This is a genomic window from Thalassospira sp. MIT121401 (genome assembly GCF_047125595.1).
GTDB classification, from domain to species: domain Bacteria; phylum Pseudomonadota; class Alphaproteobacteria; order Rhodospirillales; family Thalassospiraceae; genus Thalassospira; species Thalassospira povalilytica.
Map to the genome: position 1 here is coordinate 198,191 of NZ_CP138926.1, position 17,414 is coordinate 215,604.

The 17,414-nt window shown below is 55.6% G+C and carries 17 protein-coding genes and 1 tRNA gene; 3 read left to right on the top strand and 15 right to left on the bottom strand.

Annotated features, from left to right (window positions below; all coding sequences use genetic code 11):
• Positions 1–39: 39 nt before the first annotated feature.
• The 5 genes from dnaN to mutM all read right to left on the bottom strand — a co-directional run bounded on the left by dnaN (position 40) and on the right by mutM (position 5,847).
• Entirely contained in the window at positions 40–1,158 is a 1,119-nt protein-coding gene (dnaN, locus tag SIB88_RS00890) for a DNA polymerase III subunit beta (RefSeq protein ID WP_101246851.1), read from the bottom strand.
• A 369-nt stretch (positions 1,159–1,527) separates the two neighbouring features.
• Complete coding sequence (gene dnaA / locus SIB88_RS00895; protein WP_412559391.1) at positions 1,528–3,021, bottom strand: chromosomal replication initiator protein DnaA; 1,494 nt, start codon at positions 3,019–3,021, stop codon at positions 1,528–1,530.
• 443 nt (positions 3,022–3,464) lie between these two features.
• Positions 3,465–3,725 (bottom strand): 30S ribosomal protein S20, encoded by a 261-nt coding sequence (gene rpsT, locus SIB88_RS00900; RefSeq protein WP_101246850.1) that lies wholly within the window; start codon positions 3,723–3,725, stop codon positions 3,465–3,467.
• A gap of 186 nt (positions 3,726–3,911) precedes the next feature.
• Complete coding sequence (locus SIB88_RS00905; RefSeq protein ID WP_101246849.1) at positions 3,912–4,688, bottom strand: enoyl-CoA hydratase; 777 nt, start codon at positions 4,686–4,688, stop codon at positions 3,912–3,914.
• Positions 4,689–5,007: 319 nt separating this feature from the next.
• Positions 5,008–5,847 carry a bifunctional DNA-formamidopyrimidine glycosylase/DNA-(apurinic or apyrimidinic site) lyase gene (gene mutM, locus SIB88_RS00910; RefSeq protein WP_412559094.1) on the bottom strand — a complete coding sequence of 280 codons (840 nt, stop codon included), beginning with the start codon at positions 5,845–5,847 and terminating at the stop codon, positions 5,008–5,010.
• 250 nt (positions 5,848–6,097) lie between these two features.
• Here mutM and SIB88_RS00915 point away from each other — a divergent pair, with 250 nt between their 5' ends.
• Positions 6,098–6,901, top strand: coding sequence for a TSUP family transporter (locus SIB88_RS00915; RefSeq protein WP_101246846.1), 804 nt, complete (start codon positions 6,098–6,100; stop codon positions 6,899–6,901).
• A 90-nt stretch (positions 6,902–6,991) separates the two neighbouring features.
• Here SIB88_RS00915 and SIB88_RS00920 read toward each other — a convergent pair whose 3' ends face one another.
• The 9 genes from SIB88_RS00920 to aroA all read right to left on the bottom strand — a co-directional run bounded on the left by SIB88_RS00920 (position 6,992) and on the right by aroA (position 15,580).
• Entirely contained in the window at positions 6,992–8,200 is a 1,209-nt protein-coding gene (locus tag SIB88_RS00920) for an MFS transporter (protein ID WP_114112228.1), read from the bottom strand.
• 240 nt (positions 8,201–8,440) lie between these two features.
• Positions 8,441–9,163, bottom strand: a complete 723-nt coding sequence (gene pyrF / locus SIB88_RS00925; RefSeq protein ID WP_206926375.1) for an orotidine-5'-phosphate decarboxylase — start codon at positions 9,161–9,163, stop codon at positions 8,441–8,443.
• Positions 9,164–9,347: 184 nt separating this feature from the next.
• On the bottom strand, positions 9,348–9,647 hold the full coding sequence (locus SIB88_RS00930; protein ID WP_412559095.1) for a lipopolysaccharide assembly LapA domain-containing protein: 300 nt from the start codon (positions 9,645–9,647) through the stop codon (positions 9,348–9,350).
• A gap of 216 nt (positions 9,648–9,863) precedes the next feature.
• Positions 9,864–10,139: an integration host factor subunit beta gene (ihfB, locus tag SIB88_RS00935; RefSeq protein WP_101246842.1), complete on the bottom strand. Its 276-nt coding sequence runs from the start codon at positions 10,137–10,139 to the stop codon at positions 9,864–9,866.
• Positions 10,140–10,209: 70 nt separating this feature from the next.
• Positions 10,210–11,133, bottom strand: a complete 924-nt coding sequence (gene sppA / locus SIB88_RS00940; RefSeq protein ID WP_101246841.1) for a signal peptide peptidase SppA — start codon at positions 11,131–11,133, stop codon at positions 10,210–10,212.
• Between the two features lie 68 nt (positions 11,134–11,201).
• A complete protein-coding gene (locus tag SIB88_RS00945; RefSeq protein ID WP_412559096.1) occupies positions 11,202–11,417 on the bottom strand; it encodes a hypothetical protein in 216 nt (71 codons plus the stop codon).
• Positions 11,418–11,603: 186 nt separating this feature from the next.
• On the bottom strand, positions 11,604–13,307 hold the full coding sequence (rpsA, locus tag SIB88_RS00950; RefSeq protein ID WP_101246839.1) for a 30S ribosomal protein S1: 1,704 nt from the start codon (positions 13,305–13,307) through the stop codon (positions 11,604–11,606).
• A 234-nt stretch (positions 13,308–13,541) separates the two neighbouring features.
• A complete protein-coding gene (cmk, locus tag SIB88_RS00955; protein ID WP_101246838.1) occupies positions 13,542–14,186 on the bottom strand; it encodes a (d)CMP kinase in 645 nt (214 codons plus the stop codon).
• Positions 14,187–14,236: 50 nt separating this feature from the next.
• On the bottom strand, positions 14,237–15,580 hold the full coding sequence (gene aroA, locus SIB88_RS00960) for a 3-phosphoshikimate 1-carboxyvinyltransferase (RefSeq protein WP_412559097.1): 1,344 nt from the start codon (positions 15,578–15,580) through the stop codon (positions 14,237–14,239).
• Between the two features lie 359 nt (positions 15,581–15,939).
• Here aroA and SIB88_RS00965 point away from each other — a divergent pair, with 359 nt between their 5' ends.
• Together SIB88_RS00965 and SIB88_RS00970 are read left to right on the top strand one after the other, a co-directional pair.
• Positions 15,940–16,245: an FYDLN acid domain-containing protein gene (locus tag SIB88_RS00965; protein WP_101246836.1), complete on the top strand. Its 306-nt coding sequence runs from the start codon at positions 15,940–15,942 to the stop codon at positions 16,243–16,245.
• Positions 16,246–16,344: 99 nt separating this feature from the next.
• Positions 16,345–16,420, top strand: a tRNA-Ala gene (locus SIB88_RS00970).
• Positions 16,421–16,572: 152 nt separating this feature from the next.
• Here the strand turns inward: SIB88_RS00970 and SIB88_RS00975 are convergent.
• Positions 16,573–17,247 carry a FadR/GntR family transcriptional regulator gene (locus SIB88_RS00975; RefSeq protein ID WP_412559098.1) on the bottom strand — a complete coding sequence of 225 codons (675 nt, stop codon included), beginning with the start codon at positions 17,245–17,247 and terminating at the stop codon, positions 16,573–16,575.
• Positions 17,248–17,414: the final 167 nt, after the last annotated feature.

Sequence of the window (17,414 nt, forward strand, 5' to 3'; positions counted from 1 at the left end):
TTATTGGCAAGAGCAGCCACAGCTTAATCGTGCTTACCGTCACACACGCATCGGCATCAGAACATACAATGCCGAAAGGTCGTCGGTATCACGCAGGATCGTCGGGCTTGAACCATCCGACATCAGAAGGTTGAGGGTATCGCCCTTGACCTGTTTGGCGATGTCGAGCAGATAGCGCGAGTTAAAGCCGATTTCGATGTCCTCGGCATCGTAGTTGATTTCAAGTTCCTCGGACGCGGTGCCGTGTTCGGGGCTTGAAGCCGAAAGTGTGAGGGTCGTCCCCGACAGCACGACCTTGACCGCACGCGATTTTTCAATCGAGATCGCCGAAACACGGTCAACCGCATCGGCAAAGGCCTTGCATTCGATATCAAGGGTCTTGTCATTGCCCGACGGAATGACGCGTTCGTAATCGGGGAAGGTGCCATCAATCAGCTTTGAGGTCAGGATCGCATTGCCGAATCCGAAGCGGATTTTGGTATCCGACAGGGCGATATCGACCGCTTCGCCGGTTTCTTCGATCAGTTTGCGCAATTCACCAACGGTCTTGCGCGGCACGATGACGCCCGGCATGTTTTCCGCACCATCAGGCAGCGGTGCCTCGACCCGGGCCAGACGGTGACCGTCGGTGGCAACAGCACGCAGGATCTTGGTGCCTTCGGCGTCGGTGGCATGGAAATAGATGCCGTTGAGATAGTAACGGGTTTCTTCGGTCGAGATCGCGAACTCGGCGCGATCAATCAGGCCGCGCAGTTCCGCAGCAGCAAGACCGAAGCTGACCGGAAGATCGCCACCGGACATGACCGGGAAATCATCGACCGGCAGAACCGCCAGATTGAATTTCGAACGGCCCGCAGCCAGAGTCAGACGACCGGCACCCGGTTCCAAGGCGATCTGCACCTGGGAACCTTCGGGCAGTTTGCGGACGATTTCATAAAGGGTATGTGCAGGCGTCGTGGTCGCGCCCGGTTCGGAGACCTCGGCCGTGGTGGTTTCGACCACTTCAAGGTCCATGTCCGTTGCCGTCAGCGAAAGACGATCATTCTCTGCCCGCAGCAAAATATTGGACAGAATCGGGATGGTGTTGCGTCGTTCAACAACACTTTGAACATGGGTCAGCGATTTCAACAGAGCCGCGCGTTCGATGGTCAGCTTCATGCCCGTCCTATCCGTCTGTCAGTATTAGTTTAACAAATTGATTTTTAATCAGTTTTCTCACCTGACCCCCACCCTTTCGGGCAAGGAAGGCGCATTATAACATGCATGACACGAAATCGAAGGATTTTTACGGCTTAAACCCAAGCAAATAAAAGGAGTCGGCACGCCAATTTACGCCTGAAACGCGCAAAGCGGCGCATACTGCGCGACTCGCAGTTTTGTTCATGTATTTCGGGGGAATTTTACCCGCCATTCCGACCCGGAATCCGGCGACCGAACCATGCGGAGTCCGGCCCCGTCAGCACCAAAATTCGATGGCACAGGCATCAAGAAAATCCACGATGCCAGATCGGTCAGACACCGAAACAATCAGCCTTCGAGCATCCGGCGCAGCAGATCGATATCTTCGGAAAGTGACGGATCGGAACTGTGCAGTTCTTCGATCTTGCGCACTGCATGCATGACCGTGGTGTGGTCACGCCCGCCGAATTTCCGACCGATTTCCGGCAGGGAATGGGTGGTCAGCTGTTTGGACAGATACATCGCCACCTGACGCGGGCGGGCAACCGCACGGGCACGGCGGGCGGAATGCATGTCCGACACCTTGATGTTGAAATGTTCAGCCACGCGTTTCTGGATTTCCTCGATGGAGACCCGGCGTTCAGATGCGCGCAGAACGTCATGCAGGACGTCCTGAACCATTTCCAGGCTGATTTCACGACCGACCAGCTGGGAATGGGCAATCACGCGGTTAAGCGCACCTTCGAGCTCACGCACATTGGCCGTGATCTTGTGGGCGAGGAATTCCATGACACGCTGGGGCAGCTCGACACCCTGACGTTCGGCCTTGGATTCGAGAATGCCCAGACGCAGCTCGTAAGTGGTTGCGTGAATATCGGCAACAAGGCCGGAGCCCAGACGCGACCGCAGGCGCTCTTCGATATCTTCGAGATCAGAAGGCGACTTGTCAGCCGAAACAATGATCTGGCGCCCCTGATCGACCAGCGCGTTAAAGGTGTGGAAGAATTCTTCCTGGGTCGAGTCCTTGCCCGAGATGAACTGGACATCATCGACCATCAGAACGTCCACCGAACGGAACTGGTCCTTGAAATCGACCGTGTTTTTGTCACGCAGCGCCCGGATGAAGCGATACATGAATTTTTCCGCCGACAGGTAGATCACCGTGCGGTGCGGCTGCGTGCGGCGGATATGCCAGGCAATCGCATGCATCAGGTGGGTTTTACCAAGACCAACACCGCCATACAGGAACAGCGGGTTGAACGGCACCGATTCGGCTTCGGCCAGACGGCGCGCCGCGGCATAGGCAAATTCGTTCGGCTTGCCGATCACGAAATTGTCGAAGGTGTAACGCGGATCAAGGGCAGCAGAAATGCCGTCATCGGACATGCTGGCAATCGCCGTGCGGCCGGCAGCCTGCGGCTGACAGGGGGCCTCGGCGACCGAGATTTTTCCAGCGCCCGGCTTGGCCTTGGCGGCCGGTTTGGTCGCGGATACATCGCCCGCAGCAGAACCCGATGCCGGGGAAGCGGCAGGGTCAACCTGATTGGCGGGTGCATTGCCATTGGAAACGGAGATGATGTTGATTTCGACGAAATGCACATTGGCATCTTCGGCATGCCAGAAGGCCTGGATCCGGTCGAGATAGTGCTGGGTTACCCAGTCGCGCATGGCACGGGTCGGCGCACCAAGACGCGCCACACCTGCCTCGACACCAATCAGGACAACCGGCTCAAGCCAGTAGCGATAGGCTGTGGCACCGAATTCGGCGCGCAGCTTTTCACGAACGACCTGCCAGATTGCGACTGTATGATCATCAAGTGCTGCCTGCTGGTCACCCTGCATCCCCCCGCTGGTCTGCCCGAGTGCCGATTGCGTTCCCCTCACGGCGTGCTGCACTGTTTGAACCTTCCCCGATATCCCAATTTCAACACATTCAAGACTGCAAAAGACAAAATAGTACTGTGCCGCGTTCATCACAGTAGTGATCAACACGCTGGTCTTCCGCAAAATCCTGGAAGCGTACTCGCGCCTTTTGTTTTTGGTTCTTCGTCACGGGCCACTTTGCGCGGCCTGCGAAGTCCAAACACTGTACTGATGCGACCCACATCAGGCAAGGCGATCTTTAACAGAACGTTAAAAGGATTTCGGCACCAAAACGTTCCTTATTTTCTGCGGTTTCTTGCACCCGCGGAATCAAGGAACAAAAGGTGATTCTCCGAAATCAGGGCAGCGAAAAGGCCGCACCAGAGGTGCGGCCTTCGACTCGCCATCCCGTAAGGGATAAATTAAAGCGCCTTGATACGAGCGGTCAGACGCGAAACCTTGCGAGCAACGGTGTTCTTGTGCAGAACGCCGAGCTGCGCGCCGCGCGCCATTTCCGGCTCGGCGATTTTCATCGCAGCCTGAGCAGCATCTTTGTCGCCAACGTTCAGCGCAGCTTCGACCTTCTTAACGAAGGTACGAATGCGACCGATACGTGCGCCGTTAACTTCTGCACGGGCGGCGTTGCGGCGAATGCGCTTCTTGGCCGATTTATGGTGAGCCATTGCGAACCTGTCTCTTCAAACAAATGTTACGTAATTCGGAGCGCGGCTTATAGCTCTGTCCGAAACCCTCGTCAACCCCCGATGCCGCGTCGATGCCCTAATTTCTGCGGTTTAGGACTCTGTTGGCCTGCAACACAGATATGCAGCGACGGAATCAGGGGTCAACTTACCCCGGGCACCGTGCAATCAACGGTGCTTGAAATCGGCTTTTCTCTTTTCTGTGAAGGCCTTCATGCCTTCGGCACGGTCTTCGAGCGCGAAGGTCGAATGGAATTCGCGACGCTCAAACATCAGACCTTCTGTCAGGGTCATTTCATAGGCCTTGTTGACCGATTCCTTGACCTTCATCGAAACCGGACCCGAGAAGGAGGCGATCTTTTCCGCCGTTTTAAGGGCTTCTTCCAGCAGCGAGTCGGCCGGGACGATTCGCGCCACCAGACCGGAACGTTCGGCTTCCTCGGCATCCATCATGCGCCCGGTCAGGCACATTTCCATTGCCTTGGCCTTGCCAATCGCACGGGTCAGGCGCTGCGTCCCGCCAGCACCGGGGATGGTGCCGATGGTGATTTCGGGCTGACCGAACTTGGCGGTATCGGCGGCAATCATGATGTCGCACATCATGGCAAGTTCACAGCCACCCCCCAGCGCGAATCCGGCAACGGCAGCAATGGTCGGCTTGCGGCAACTGGCAACACGGGTCCAGCCTTTGGTAATGAAGTCGTTCTTATAGACATCCATATAATCGTAATCGGCCATTTCCTTGATGTCGGCACCGGCCGCAAAGGCGCGTTCCGACCCGGTAATAACGATGGCACGAATGTTTTCATCGGATTCGAAATCATCAAGTGCCGCACCAATATCCGTGATCAGGGCAGCGCACAGCGCATTGAGCGCCTGGGGACGGTTAAGGGTGATCAGTCCGACATTGCCCTTTTTCTCGGCGATGATGTTTTCATATGACATGCCTGTAATCCTTATATCCGCGATCTGCCCGGTTTGTGCGGGGCCGATTCGTCTGAAACCATATTTTGATACTGTTTTACCGATTTTGATCCCGCCCCGCAACCGGCACCGCGTGAAAGCATCATGAAAGAAGGCAGGGATCAGACCGTCCGGCTCGCGATTTATGGCTTATGGCTTAAGACTTGTTGCTTATGGCCCGGATATGGGCGGCCAATAGCAGATGCAGCGATCAGGCAGCGAAAGTCGAAGGACGGAATATGACGGTTCCGTCCTTTTCCGGGCATTGCCGGGCATTGCCATGCCTGCGTGTGGGGCGGGCTTATTTCTGACAGGTCGGGCAGAAGAAGGTCGATCGTCCGGCCTGAACGATTCGTCCGATCGTGCTGTCACATCCGTCCGCCACACAGGTTTCGCCTTCGCGACCATAGACGCGGAAATTATGCTGGAAATAACCCAGTTCGCCATTGGTCTGGCGATGATCCTTCAGGCTTGAACCGCCTGCGGCAATGGCATCTTCCAGCACCAGACGGATTTCGCGATAAAGACGGTCAATTTCACCGGGCTTGAGATCCCTTGCCAGACGGTCCGGTGCAATGCCCGAGCGGAACAAAGCTTCGCAGACATATATATTGCCAAGACCGGCCACCAGTTTCTGGTCAAGCAAGGCGGTCTTGATCGGACTGCCGCGACGCGCAAGCCCGTCGGCCAGTACCGCGGCATTGAACGCATTGCCCAGCGGTTCGGGACCGATACCGGCCAGCATCTTGTGGCTGGCGACTTCGTCTGCGGCAATCAGGGTGATCACCCCGAAGCGGCGCGGATCGTTAAAGCGCACAACAGCGCCATCCTGCATGACGAAATCAACATGATCATGCTTGCCCGGTTCGGGAACGGCGACCGCCGGATCATTATGAATGGTCATGCGACCCGACATGCCCAGATGGATCAGCAATACCTGACCATCATCAAGATAGCCCAGAATGTATTTTGCCCGCCGGGTCAGCTGATCGATCTTGCGACCGGCCATGCGATCGACAAAGCCGTCGGGAAAGGCAAAACGCAGATTGGCGCGACGTTGCACCACGTGATCGACAATGCGGCCCTCCATGACCGGTGTCAGACCACGGGTAACTGTTTCGACCTCTGGCAATTCAGGCATATCTGGAACTCGTGCAAGTTAGGGCGACCCACTTTCTAGACCAGAATCGACCGTAAAATAAGGATCAATTTCGATGCTGTGTGCGGGCGATGGCCGGCCATGCGATCTTCGATCTGGACGCAGGCCGCCAAAACCATATGATTGCGGCGCCCGTCGGCATCCCGATGACCCATTCCACCGGATGCACCGGGATTTCCGGTTCCGCGTTGCCCCACCTTTGCGGACATTTCTGTTTTACGAAAGCCACCCGATGGAATTTGGTTTTGATCTTTTAGCGATCCTGTTTGGCGTTGCCGCGCTTGCGGCCTGTGTTGATGCGATTGCCGGCGGCGGCGGCCTGATTACCATTCCGGCCCTGCTTTGGGCGGGCGTGACACCGGCACAAGCACTTGCCACCAACAAGTTGCAGGGAAGCTTTGGCAGCTTTACCGCATCGCTTAACTTCATCCGCAAGGGTCACGTCAATCCGCGCGACATGGTTCTGGCGATTGTTCTGACCTTTGCCGGATCAGCACTTGGCACCGTATTGGTGCAGATGCTTGATCCCGGCATATTGATGACGATCCTGCCCGGTCTTTTGATCCTGATTGCACTTTATTTCCTGTTTTCGCCGCGCGTGGGCGATATCGATGCGCATCAGTTGATCAGCAAGGCGACCTTTGCCTTTACCGCCGGGTTTGGCATCGGGTTTTATGACGGGTTCTTTGGCCCGGGTACTGGGTCCTTTTTCTCGATCGCCTTTGTCGCGCTGCTTGGTTTCAACATGACCAAGGCAACCGCGCATACCAAGGTTTTGAACTTCACATCGAATTTTGCATCCCTTGTGATGTTCATTGCCGGGGGCGAGGTTGTCTGGGTTGTTGGCGGTGTGATGGCGGTTGGTGCACTGCTTGGTGCGCAGATCGGATCGCATCTGGTGATGAAGGTCGGCGCGCGACTTGTGCGGCCGCTTCTGGTGGTTACGTCGATCGCGATTTCGATCAAGCTGATCATTGATCAATATGGCCCCGTGATCAGCCAGACCTATGATCAGATCCGCCACTGGATCGGCTAGGTCCGATCAGAAAACCGCACACAGATATCAAAAACCCGTCAACCGCAAGGCTGACGGGTTTTGTTTTGCAAGGACGATTTTTCCGAGTGATCAGGCGTTGGCCCCACTTTGGGCAAAGACTTCATCGCCGCGATCAAGCAGGTGGCTCCAGACCGTAAACAGCAGCGCCAGCACCGCAATTCCGGCCCCAAGCCATGGGATATGCTGATAGGAAACGCCGTGGGTGATGGCAAGACCACCGAACCAGGCCCCACCGGCATTGCCAAGATTGAACGCCCCCTGATTAAGGGTCGATGCCAGATTGGGGGCCTCGGACGCCTCGTTGACCACACGCATCTGAAGCGGGGATACCAGGGCAAAGGCCACAACTCCCCACAGCATCACCGTGATCACCGCCGGGATGACTTCGGTCAGGGTTTCGGTGAACATGGCCAGAATGACAATCAACAGGACAAAGGCGATAATGATGGCCGGCATCAAACGCCAGTCCCCCAGTCGGCCGCCGATATAGTTGCCCACTGTCAGACCAACCCCGAACAGCAACAGCACATAGGTCACCTGACGCGGGGAGATGCCGGTAATTTCCTGAAGCATCGGGGTGATATAGGTAAAGACACTGAACATGCTGGCCGATGCCAGAACCGAAATCAGCATGGCAAACAGGACCTGGACCTTGCCAAGGGATTTGGCTTCTGCCCACAGGCTTCCGGTTGATGCGGCGATCTTGCGCGGCAAGGCAACATAAAGTGCAAGGGCGGCAACAATGCCAATGGCAACAACCGCCCAGAAGGTCGATCGCCACCCCAGTTCCTGACCAAGGGCAGTACCAAACGGCACACCAAGAACATTGGCCAGTGTCAGCCCCGAAAACATAAGCGCAATGGCCTGTACCCTTTTATGCGGTGCCACCAGGTTTGAAGCAACCACGGCCCCCAGACCAAAGAAGGCCCCATGGCAGAAGGCCGTCACAACGCGGGCCGCCATAAGAAGCCAGTAATCCGGGGCCACTGCACACAGGAAATTGCCGATGATGAAGATCGAAATCAGAAGCAAAAGTGCACGCCTGCGATCCATGCGCGCCGTTGCAATCGCAAGGAACGGCGCCCCGAAAGTCACACCCAGCGCATAACCGGTCACAAGCAACCCGGCATCGGGAATGGTGACACCAAGATCAAGCGCCACATCGGGCAGCAATCCCATAATGACAAATTCGGTGGTCCCGATGCCAAAAGACGCAAGGGCCAGGGCAAGAATCGGTAAGTTCCCGAGAAATCCCGGGCGGGTGGCGGTATCAGTCATGTCAGAAATATCCAGATAAACCCGGGCCGGTTCGACGGATCCGGATTTTGTGCAACTGCGAGATGGCCATATTGCACCAATTTTTGAAACGATTCAATTCTGAGATAAAGCGGGCGATAAAACCATCGCGAAATCCGCATGGCAGCATGCACGACATTCACAGCTGATCTTTATGGGCTGTCCCCCAAAAACAAAGGCCCGGACAATGCCGGGCCTTGATCGCGGGAGTCGGTCCTGTGATCAGGAAAGCTCGGCCACGATGCGTTTGGCGGCTTCGATCGGGTCTTCGGCCTTGGTGATCGGACGACCGATAACCAGAACGTCGCTGCCCATGGCAACGGCATCGGCCGGGGTAACGATGCGTTTCTGATCGTCACTTGATGCCCAGGCCGGACGAATACCCGGCGTGATCAGTTTGAAATCATCGCCAAGGGCACGGCGGACCGGGGTAATTTCCTGTGCCGAGCAGACGACACCGTCCAGACCGGCCTTTTTGGTCAATTCGGCCAGTTTGACGACGCGATCCTCGATCGGGCCTTTGAGCCCGACATCATCAAGGTCAGCCTGGTCCATGCTGGTCAGGATGGTTACAGCGATCACCCAGGGCACTTCGACACCGGCCTTGTCGGCCGCTTCGCGTGCGGCATCCCCGGCACGCTTCATCATCTCGATTCCGCCAGCGGCATGAACATTGACGATTTTAAGCCCCATCGGGGTCACCGCACGAATGGCACCGGCAACCGTGTTGGGGATATCGTGATATTTGACATCAAGGAAGATCGGCATGCCGGTCTTGGCGACCGCGCGGACACCCTGCGGACCGTGGGCAGCAAAGAATTCCTTGCCCAGCTTTGCCCCGCCAATCACGCCCGACAACCGCGATGCCAGATCAATTGCATGATCAAGGTCCGTGGTATCGATGGCACAGAATATGCGGTCTTTTGGGGAAAGGGTCCGGGTCATGATGTCCTCCGCTGCTGGCAATTGGGTCATGGCCCACAATCAGCTGCGCGGACCGGACATGGCTTAGCCGATTTATCCAGAAAGGCCAATGTCAAATAGTACGAGATGACTGCATGGCCCCATGCATCGGGTTCGATCACCGGAAACGGACCAGAAAAAAGGGCTCCGTCAGGAGCCCTTGGGATCAGCTGTGGCCAAGTGCCTTTTGATCGGACTTGGGGGTCGCATCGTCACTTTTGATGCGTTTGAGTTCACTGTCCATGCGCCGGGCAGCACGGCGGTGTTTGCCATGGATCAGCCATTCATAGGCAAATCCGATGCCCAGGCCGACAAGCAGGGCCACCATGATCGGCAGGAACAGCGGCAGGTCGACCTCGTAGGGCAACGGCCAGAGCGACAGCGTCACAAGCGCACGGTTGGACACGGCAAAAACGGCAATCAGGACCGCAAGCGGTATGGAAATAATCCAGTAAAGGATACGCATTCTGGGCTCCTTGTGCCTGACAGGATGGCGGCAGACACCCGACAGATCAGGCGTCCCCCGAATTCAGGCAACAGGTCACGTTCGGGGATTGATGCAACAGTATGGCGCAAAGCGCAGGCAAAAGCCAAGCCACCAGCGACACAGCATGCTGTGTCGTGGCGGTTTTGCGTGACGACCGGCAATCCGATCGTCAATCAATCATCCATCAAACGGAAATCAGTTCAGACGTTCACGGAGCTGCTTGCCGGTTTTGAAATAGGGAACCTTTTTCTCACCAACAGGGACCGCGTCACCGGTACGCGGGTTCCGCCCGACGCGGGCATCACGCTGTTTGACGGAAAATGCACCAAAACCGCGCAGTTCGACCCGGTCGCCACGGGCAAGCGCGTCAGTGATTTCGTCAAAAATCGTTGCAACAATCCGTTCGACGTCTCGCTGATAGAGATGCGGATTCAATTCAGCAAGCCGGGCAATCAATTCAGATTTTGTCATTTCCAGGCCCCATCCTGTTCGTGCTGACAGTCTCACTCAACCGCGAATTAGATTATTTGTTCGGTAACTATCACTCAGGTTGCCAGACAGCTAGCAAACCGTCAAGTTTAAGCCCCTCAGATGACAGCACTTTTCCAAGGTTTCCTTCAAAGAGTGCGCTCATCAAATCGTCCTCCGGGTACTCAATTTCAAGCGGCACGATGTCCGCTTCCGGCGTGACACCAGCTTCGTTTTCAAGCCAGCGCAAGGCTTCACGACGGCCTCCAATTTCATCAATCAAGCCATTGGCAAGTGCTTGCTGTCCGGTATAGACGCGACCATCTGCCAATGTTTTCACCGTGTCGACCGGCATATCACGCCGTTCGGCAACCATTCCGACAAACACGTCAAACATGTCGGAAATCAGGCCTTGCATGGCCGTTTTTGCAGCATCATCAACCGGTTCGAACGGATTCGGTGCCGCTTTGAGCGGTCCGCTTTTGACGGTAAGCGGCTCGACGCCAAGCTTTTCAAGCGTGCCGTTGAAATTCATCGACTGGAAAATAACCCCGATCGATCCGGTAATCGTTCCGCGCCGCGCAATGATATGGTCAGCAGCAATCGCGGTCATATAGCCGCCCGATGCGGCAACCGTGCCCATTTCGGCAACGATGGGGCGGGTTTCCCCGATCCGGCGCAACGCTTCATACAGCGTTTCGCCCCCGACCATGGTGCCGCCCGGGCTGTTGATATGGACAATCACACCGACAACGTCACTGTCTTCTTCGATGGCGGCCAGCGCATCAAGCAAATAGGGATCTTCGGTGATCACGCCTTCGATATTGATTTCAACGATTCTCGGACCGATGCCGCCCAGAACACTGTTCTGCACGCCGGTTCCGGCCAGACCGATAATGATCACGGCAATGACAGCAATGACGGCCACAACGCGCCAGCGGAAGACTGATTTCTTCAAGCGACGTCGATCAAGCAGGATGTCGGCATCAAGCGCCATTTACGGTGCCCCGGTTCTAATTGTTCAATCAAATACTTAGAAGGCTGTCCGCCCAAAAACCTGCCTTTTCAAATGGTTTTTCTCGGCCAAGAAGGCAAGGACAAAAAGCGTTTAAAATCAAAATTTTCGCGAAAAATGGCGAACAGGGCAGCACCGGGCACCAATCCGGGGTCAAAACTCGGATGATATACAATTTCAAAGGCCAAATCCGGCCGGGCTGCCAGCAGATACGAGCGCCCGGAACAACCCGTTTTCTCAACCCCCGCCCCAACCAGATCAGCCATGTCAGCAAGATAGAAAGATCATCAAACGCCCCCGGATCATGAGGCGCGCATCGTACCGGGCGGCTCACCCATATGCCGGTTGGCATGCGCCATCCGAGCGAAGGCCAAAAACAAAACGGGCCGCACAATGTGCGACCCGTCTGTTCGGTCCGAAAAAGATCAGACCGTATTTCGTCGGAGGGTGGCTTATTCGCCGCCTTCCTGCTTTTTGCGCAGAGCTTCGCCGAGGATATCGCCGAGCGATGCGCCGCTGTCAGCAGAGCCGTAATCCGCCATTGCTTTCTTCTCGTCAGCAACTTCAAGAGCTTTGACCGAGAGGGAAACTTTACGGGTTTTGGCGTCGATTGCGGTAACGCGTGCGTCGACTTTTTCACCAACTGCGAAGCGTTCCGGACGCTGTTCCGAACGCTCACGCGCCAGTTCAGCTTTACGGATGAAGCCTTTCAGTTCGGTGTCGCCAACAGCAACTTCGATGCCGCCGTCATTGACTTCGGTGATCTCGCAGGTGACGGTTTCGCCACGCTTGATACCGGTAACTGCTTCTTTGAACGGATCGCCAGCAAGCTGTTTGATGCCAAGCGAGATGCGTTCTTTTTCAACGTCAACGTCAAGAACCTTGGCTTTGACGATGTCGCCTTTTTTGTATTCTTTGATGACTTCTTCACCAGCACGGTCCCAGGACAGGTCCGAAAGGTGAGCCATACCGTCGATACCGCCCATGAGGCCGATGAACAGACCGAATTCGGTGATGTTCTTGACTTCGCCTTCGATCTCGGACTCGACCGGGTGAGCTGCAAGGAATGCATCCCACGGGTTCGAGGTGCACTGCTTGAGACCAAGCGAGATACGACGTTTCTGGGCATCGACGTCGAGCACCATGACTTCGACTTCCTGCGAGGTCGAAACGATTTTGCCCGGGTGGATGTTTTTCTTGGTCCAGGACATTTCGGAAACGTGGACCAGGCCTTCGACACCAGCTTCGAGTTCGACGAATGCGCCGTAATCGGTGATGTTGGTGACACGACCTTCGAATTTCGAACCGACCGGGTATTTGGCTTCGACGCCTTCCCACGGATCAGCTTCAAGCTGCTTCATGCCAAGCGAGATACGCTGGGTTTCGCTGTTGAAGCGGATGACCTGAACTTTAACAGTCTGGCCGATCTGCAGAGCTTCGGACGGATGGTTGATACGTTTCCAAGCGATGTCGGTAACGTGCAGCAGGCCGTCAACGCCGCCGAGATCGACGAATGCGCCGTAATCGGTGATGTTTTTGACAACGCCGTCAAGAACCTGACCTTCCTGAAGGTTCTGGATCAGTTCAGCACGCTGTTCTGCACGGGTCTCTTCGAGAACTGCACGACGCGAAACCACGATGTTACCGCGCGAACGATCCATTTTCAGGATCTGGAACGGCTGCGGGTTGTTCATCAGCGGGGTAACGTCACGGACCGGACGGATATCAACCTGGGAACCCGGAAGGAATGCAACTGCACCCGACAGGTCAACGGTGAAGCCGCCTTTAACGCGACCAAAGATGGTGCCGTCAACGCGTTTGCCTTCGGAGAACTGTTTTTCCAGCTCAACCCAGGCTTCTTCGCGGCGCGCTTTTTCGCGCGACAGAACGATCAGGCCATCTTTGTTTTCATAGCGGTCGACATAAACATCAACGGTATCGCCAATGTTTACTTCGCCTGCGCCAAATTCTTTAAGCGGAACGCGGCCTTCGGATTTCAGGCCGACATCGACGATTGCGTCATCGTCAGTTTTCTTAACGACCGAACCGGTCATTACGCGGCCGACAAAACCTTCGTCTTCAGAACCAAGGGTTTCAGCCAACAGGGCGGCAAAATCTTCGCCGGTCGAGAATTGTGCTTCTTCAGCGGTGGTCATAAACCAGACTTCCTTTCGAGTATCGTCATCATATTCTGGCCAACCGGTTGTGTCCGGTGGTCTTAAACCGCAAAATCGCGGCAAAAATGTCAGTCATTGGGCGAACCCGACATCCATGAAAGGCATGCCTTCCATACACGAAAAGGTGAACGCACAAGTCGTTCACCTTAGGGACAGGTCATATGACCGGCACCTCGGGATCGTTCATCGCCTGACGGTTAAAACGCCCTTTGATCAGTCATCCGCGCCCATATGGGTGTGGATATGTGCCATAACGGCATCGAACACTGCATTGGCATTCAGACGGTCCGTATCAATATGGATTGCGTCTTTTGCCATGGTGAGCGGTGCGACATCGCGAGCACTGTCTCGGGCATCCCGTTCTTCAAGCTCTTTGAGAACGCGCTCGTATATAGCAGCGGGATTTTTTTCCTGCAACTGTTTGAACCGACGGTTTGCACGTTCTTCCACCGAAGCCGTCAGATAAAACTTGATCGGGGCTTCGGGGCAAACGACCGTTCCAATATCGCGGCCATCAAGAACAGCACCGCGTTTTCCGCCAGGCGGCTTGGTTGCAAGGCTGCGCTGGAAATCAAGCAAAACGGCGCGAACCTTTGGAATCGCTGCAACTTTTGAGGCAGCGGTTCCGACTTCTTCGCTGCGGAGCTCTTCGCCGTCCAGATCGTTGGCCGTAAGATTTTCCGCTGCCTTGACGGCTGCTGCTTCGTCTTCGGGGTCGGCATTTGCAGCCAAAACTTTCGCACCGGTGGCACGATATAAAAGTCCGGTATCAAGGTAGGCATAGTCCATTGCGTCTGCGACTCGACGCGCCAACGTCCCCTTGCCCGACGCTGCCGGGCCATCAATGGCGATGATCATATGCTTCGCTCCCTGTCTATATCGCGACTATATATATTGGGTCAGATCGATCAGGAATGCAGCGCGAATTTTGCGCCCATTTCGCCCATCAGCTTTTCAAAGTTCGGGAAACTGGTGGCAATCGGATTGGCATCATCAACCGCAACCGGCTTTTCCGCGCCAAGACCCAACACCAGGAATGACATGGCAATGCGGTGATCAAGATGGGTTTCGACCATGCCACCGCCCGGAACAACACCACCGATCACAATCAGATCATCGCCTTCGATACGGTGAATGACGCCATTGGCTTCAAGTCCGGCGGCGACCGCAGCCAGACGATCCGATTCCTTGACGCGCAATTCTTCAAGATCGCACATCCGTGTTTCGCCCTCGGCATAGGCCGCGGCCACGGCAAGAACCGGATATTCGTCAATCATTGAAGGGGCGCGTTCGGCCGGAACAACGATGCCTTTCAGGCGGTTTTTGCCCGTCACCACCAGATCACCGATGGTTTCGCCGGCTTCTTCGCGTTCATTGGTAATCGTGATATCGCCGCCCATTTCAATCAGGGTGGTGATCAGCCCGGTGCGCAACGGGTTCAGGCAAACGTCGCGAATGGTGACATGGGAGTCCGGATTGATCAGGGCCGCAACCATCGGGAAGGCAGCCGAGCTCGGATCGGTCGGCACCACAATGTCAGCGGCCTTCATTTCGACCGGACCGGTCAGGCTGACGGTACGACCGCCATCGTCATTGACCTTCACATCCACATCGACCCCGAAATGACGCAGCATGCGTTCGGTATGATCGCGCGACGGTTTGGGTTCGATCACGGTCGTCGTCCCGGTCGTGTTGAGACCCGCCAGCATCACAGCCGATTTGACCTGGGCCGATGCCATGGGAAGGGTATAGGTGACCGGTTTGGCTTCGTCCGTTCCGATCACGGCCATTGGCGGGCGACCCCGATCGCGGGTGATGAATTGCGCCCCGAATTTGGAAAGCGGATCGGCAACACGGCCCATCGGGCGTTTGCACAGCGACGCATCACCGGTAAAGAAGGTGGTGATCGGATGGGTGGCAACGATGCCGGCCATCAGACGAATGCCGGTTCCGGCATTACCCATGTCAATCACGCTATCGGGTTCGCGCAGTGCACCGACACCAACCCCGGTTACATGCCAGGTGCCATCCTCATCACGGGTGACGGTTGCGCCGAGTTTGCGCATGGCATCCGCGGTTGCCAGAACGTCTTCGCCTTCAAGCAGGCCGGTGACCTTGGTCGTGCCGATCGCCAGACCGCCAAACATCAGGGAACGGTGGGAAATCGATTTGTCACCCGGCACCCGGATATCACCCGAAATTGGCCCGGTTTTGGCCGATGAAAGCGGGCGTTTGGTCTGCGAAGAACTCATGGAAGCGTACCTGTCCGTAACGATTTGGTTTTCTGTTTTTACGGCGTGGAACCCTGCATATGGTGCAGCCGGGGTTTGGGGCGCTCATGATGCAGGTGGGCCGATGCATCCTGCTCTAGCACAAGCGGTTGTCAGGCACCAGTATCGAACCCAAATTTTGACGTGGCGATTGTACCGATTGCGGGCCTGTTTCACATCATTGGCAGCTCAGATCGCAAAAGGATCAATTTCCTTTTGACAAGCCGCCAACAAGATGGCAATTGGGCCTTTCAGACATTACGCCTTGCGCTGCATCGCAGCACTTTGCGACGAACAGTCTTTTTCTTAGATGATAACGGTAATTAAGAGGATTTGCCGTAATGTCAGCACGCGGTAAGAAACGTCACTGCCTCGCCTGTGGTACCAAGTATTATGATCTGAACCGTACCCCGGTTGTTTGCCCGAAATGCGCTACACCTGATGGCGTGACAAAGGTCAAGAAAGCCGCGGTTGCCAAACCGGCACCGGAAGAAGACGAAGATATCGATGACGTCAACGATCTTGACGATGATGTCGATGCGGATATCGATGACGATATCCTCGAAGATGCTTCTGACCTTGGCGAAGATGATGATGATCTTGGCGAAGTTTATGAGCATGTCGAATCAGACGACGACGATCGCTAAGAATTTTTGAAAAAGGGTCTTGCCAACATTTGGCGAACCTTCTAAATATGCGCCGCGCCGCAGAGAAAGCATCAGCAAATCTGCGACGCGGACTAAAGTGGGGCCGTAGCTCAGTTGGGAGAGCGCTACAATGGCATTGTAGAGGTCGTCAGTTCGATCCTGATCGGCTCCACCATTCAAAACCCGTTGCCTTTGGCGACGGGTTTTGTCGTTTCAGGGTGTTTTTCCCTGAAAATCGCCGGGCAACAGGGCCCGGACACAAAAATATCCTCAAAAAACCAAATGCCCCGCATGGGCGGGGCACCGGAAACGGAAATATGTGCGGGCCTAACGTCCCAGCATATTCTTTTGAACCGTGATCAGATGGGCATGCATGGCATCGCGGGCCTCGCCAGGAAGGCGTTGATTAAGCGCATCGACGATACGGGCATGTTCATCGCAATAGTGCAGGCGACGCTCGTCGGAAAATGACCGTTTTTTCATTTCGAACCACGGCCCCTGATTGCGCAGGAAGGTCAGGATATTGTTGATTTCGCGCAGCAGCTCGTTGCGCGAACAATCAAAGACCAGCTTGTGGAATTCCGTATCCCATTGTTCGAATGTCGGCATATCGATCGCCGACGATGCCTTGAGATGGGCGGCTTCGATATCGGCAAGCTCGGCCGAGGTGGCATTGGTTGCGGCAAAAGCAGCGGCTTCGGGTTCGAGCAACAGACGGATTTCCATCATGTCGGCCGGGCTTGTGCCTTCCATCCGCGCAGCAATATCGGCAAGCGATCCTGATTTGGCCTGGGCCGTTACATAGGTCCCGCGACCGACATACCGCGCCAGAAGATTGTCCTGTTGCAGGATATCACAGGCCCGACGCACGGTATTGCGTGCCACGTCGAATTCCTTTGCCAGATCCCGTTCCGGCGGAATGCGTGCGCCATCGGGCCACAGCCCGCCCACGATCCGCTTGCGCAATTCTTTGGCAATGTCATCGGCACTGATGCCCGTCATAAAGAAATCCTTCTTCCCAACCAATTGTGATCCAATTAACAGATCACAGGCCACAGGTCCAGTCCGATTTGCCCGTTTTCAGCCATTTACCCCCTATAAAAGCCCATTTACCCCCACATTGGTTGACTTGGTTGGATTATTGGTATATCAAAATCGACGAAATTGGC

What these genes read in the sequence shown, in the direction of transcription:
- SIB88_RS00915 (WP_101246846.1), top strand. Translation starts at nt 6,098, where the DNA reads ATGGAATTTGGTTTTGATCTTTTAGCGATCCTGTTTGGCGTTGCCGCG.
- rpsA (WP_101246839.1), bottom strand. Translation starts at nt 13,307, where the DNA reads ATGACCACCGCTGAAGAAGCACAATTCTCGACCGGCGAAGATTTTGCC.
- dnaN (WP_101246851.1), bottom strand. Translation starts at nt 1,158, where the DNA reads ATGAAGCTGACCATCGAACGCGCGGCTCTGTTGAAATCGCTGACCCAT.
- sppA (WP_101246841.1), bottom strand. Translation starts at nt 11,133, where the DNA reads ATGGCGCTTGATGCCGACATCCTGCTTGATCGACGTCGCTTGAAGAAA.
- SIB88_RS00945 (WP_412559096.1), bottom strand. Translation starts at nt 11,417, where the DNA reads ATGGCTGATCTGGTTGGGGCGGGGGTTGAGAAAACGGGTTGTTCCGGG.
- mutM (WP_412559094.1), bottom strand. Translation starts at nt 5,847, where the DNA reads ATGCCTGAATTGCCAGAGGTCGAAACAGTTACCCGTGGTCTGACACCG.
- SIB88_RS00930 (WP_412559095.1), bottom strand. Translation starts at nt 9,647, where the DNA reads ATGCGTATCCTTTACTGGATTATTTCCATACCGCTTGCGGTCCTGATT.
- dnaA (WP_412559391.1), bottom strand. Translation starts at nt 3,021, where the DNA reads ATGCAGGGTGACCAGCAGGCAGCACTTGATGATCATACAGTCGCAATC.
- SIB88_RS00965 (WP_101246836.1), top strand. Translation starts at nt 15,940, where the DNA reads ATGTCAGCACGCGGTAAGAAACGTCACTGCCTCGCCTGTGGTACCAAG.
- cmk (WP_101246838.1), bottom strand. Translation starts at nt 14,186, where the DNA reads ATGATCATCGCCATTGATGGCCCGGCAGCGTCGGGCAAGGGGACGTTG.
- ihfB (WP_101246842.1), bottom strand. Translation starts at nt 10,139, where the DNA reads ATGACAAAATCTGAATTGATTGCCCGGCTTGCTGAATTGAATCCGCAT.
- rpsT (WP_101246850.1), bottom strand. Translation starts at nt 3,725, where the DNA reads ATGGCTCACCATAAATCGGCCAAGAAGCGCATTCGCCGCAACGCCGCC.
- SIB88_RS00975 (WP_412559098.1), bottom strand. Translation starts at nt 17,247, where the DNA reads ATGACGGGCATCAGTGCCGATGACATTGCCAAAGAATTGCGCAAGCGG.
- pyrF (WP_206926375.1), bottom strand. Translation starts at nt 9,163, where the DNA reads ATGACCCGGACCCTTTCCCCAAAAGACCGCATATTCTGTGCCATCGAT.
- SIB88_RS00905 (WP_101246849.1), bottom strand. Translation starts at nt 4,688, where the DNA reads ATGTCATATGAAAACATCATCGCCGAGAAAAAGGGCAATGTCGGACTG.
- SIB88_RS00920 (WP_114112228.1), bottom strand. Translation starts at nt 8,200, where the DNA reads ATGACTGATACCGCCACCCGCCCGGGATTTCTCGGGAACTTACCGATT.
- aroA (WP_412559097.1), bottom strand. Translation starts at nt 15,580, where the DNA reads ATGAGTTCTTCGCAGACCAAACGCCCGCTTTCATCGGCCAAAACCGGG.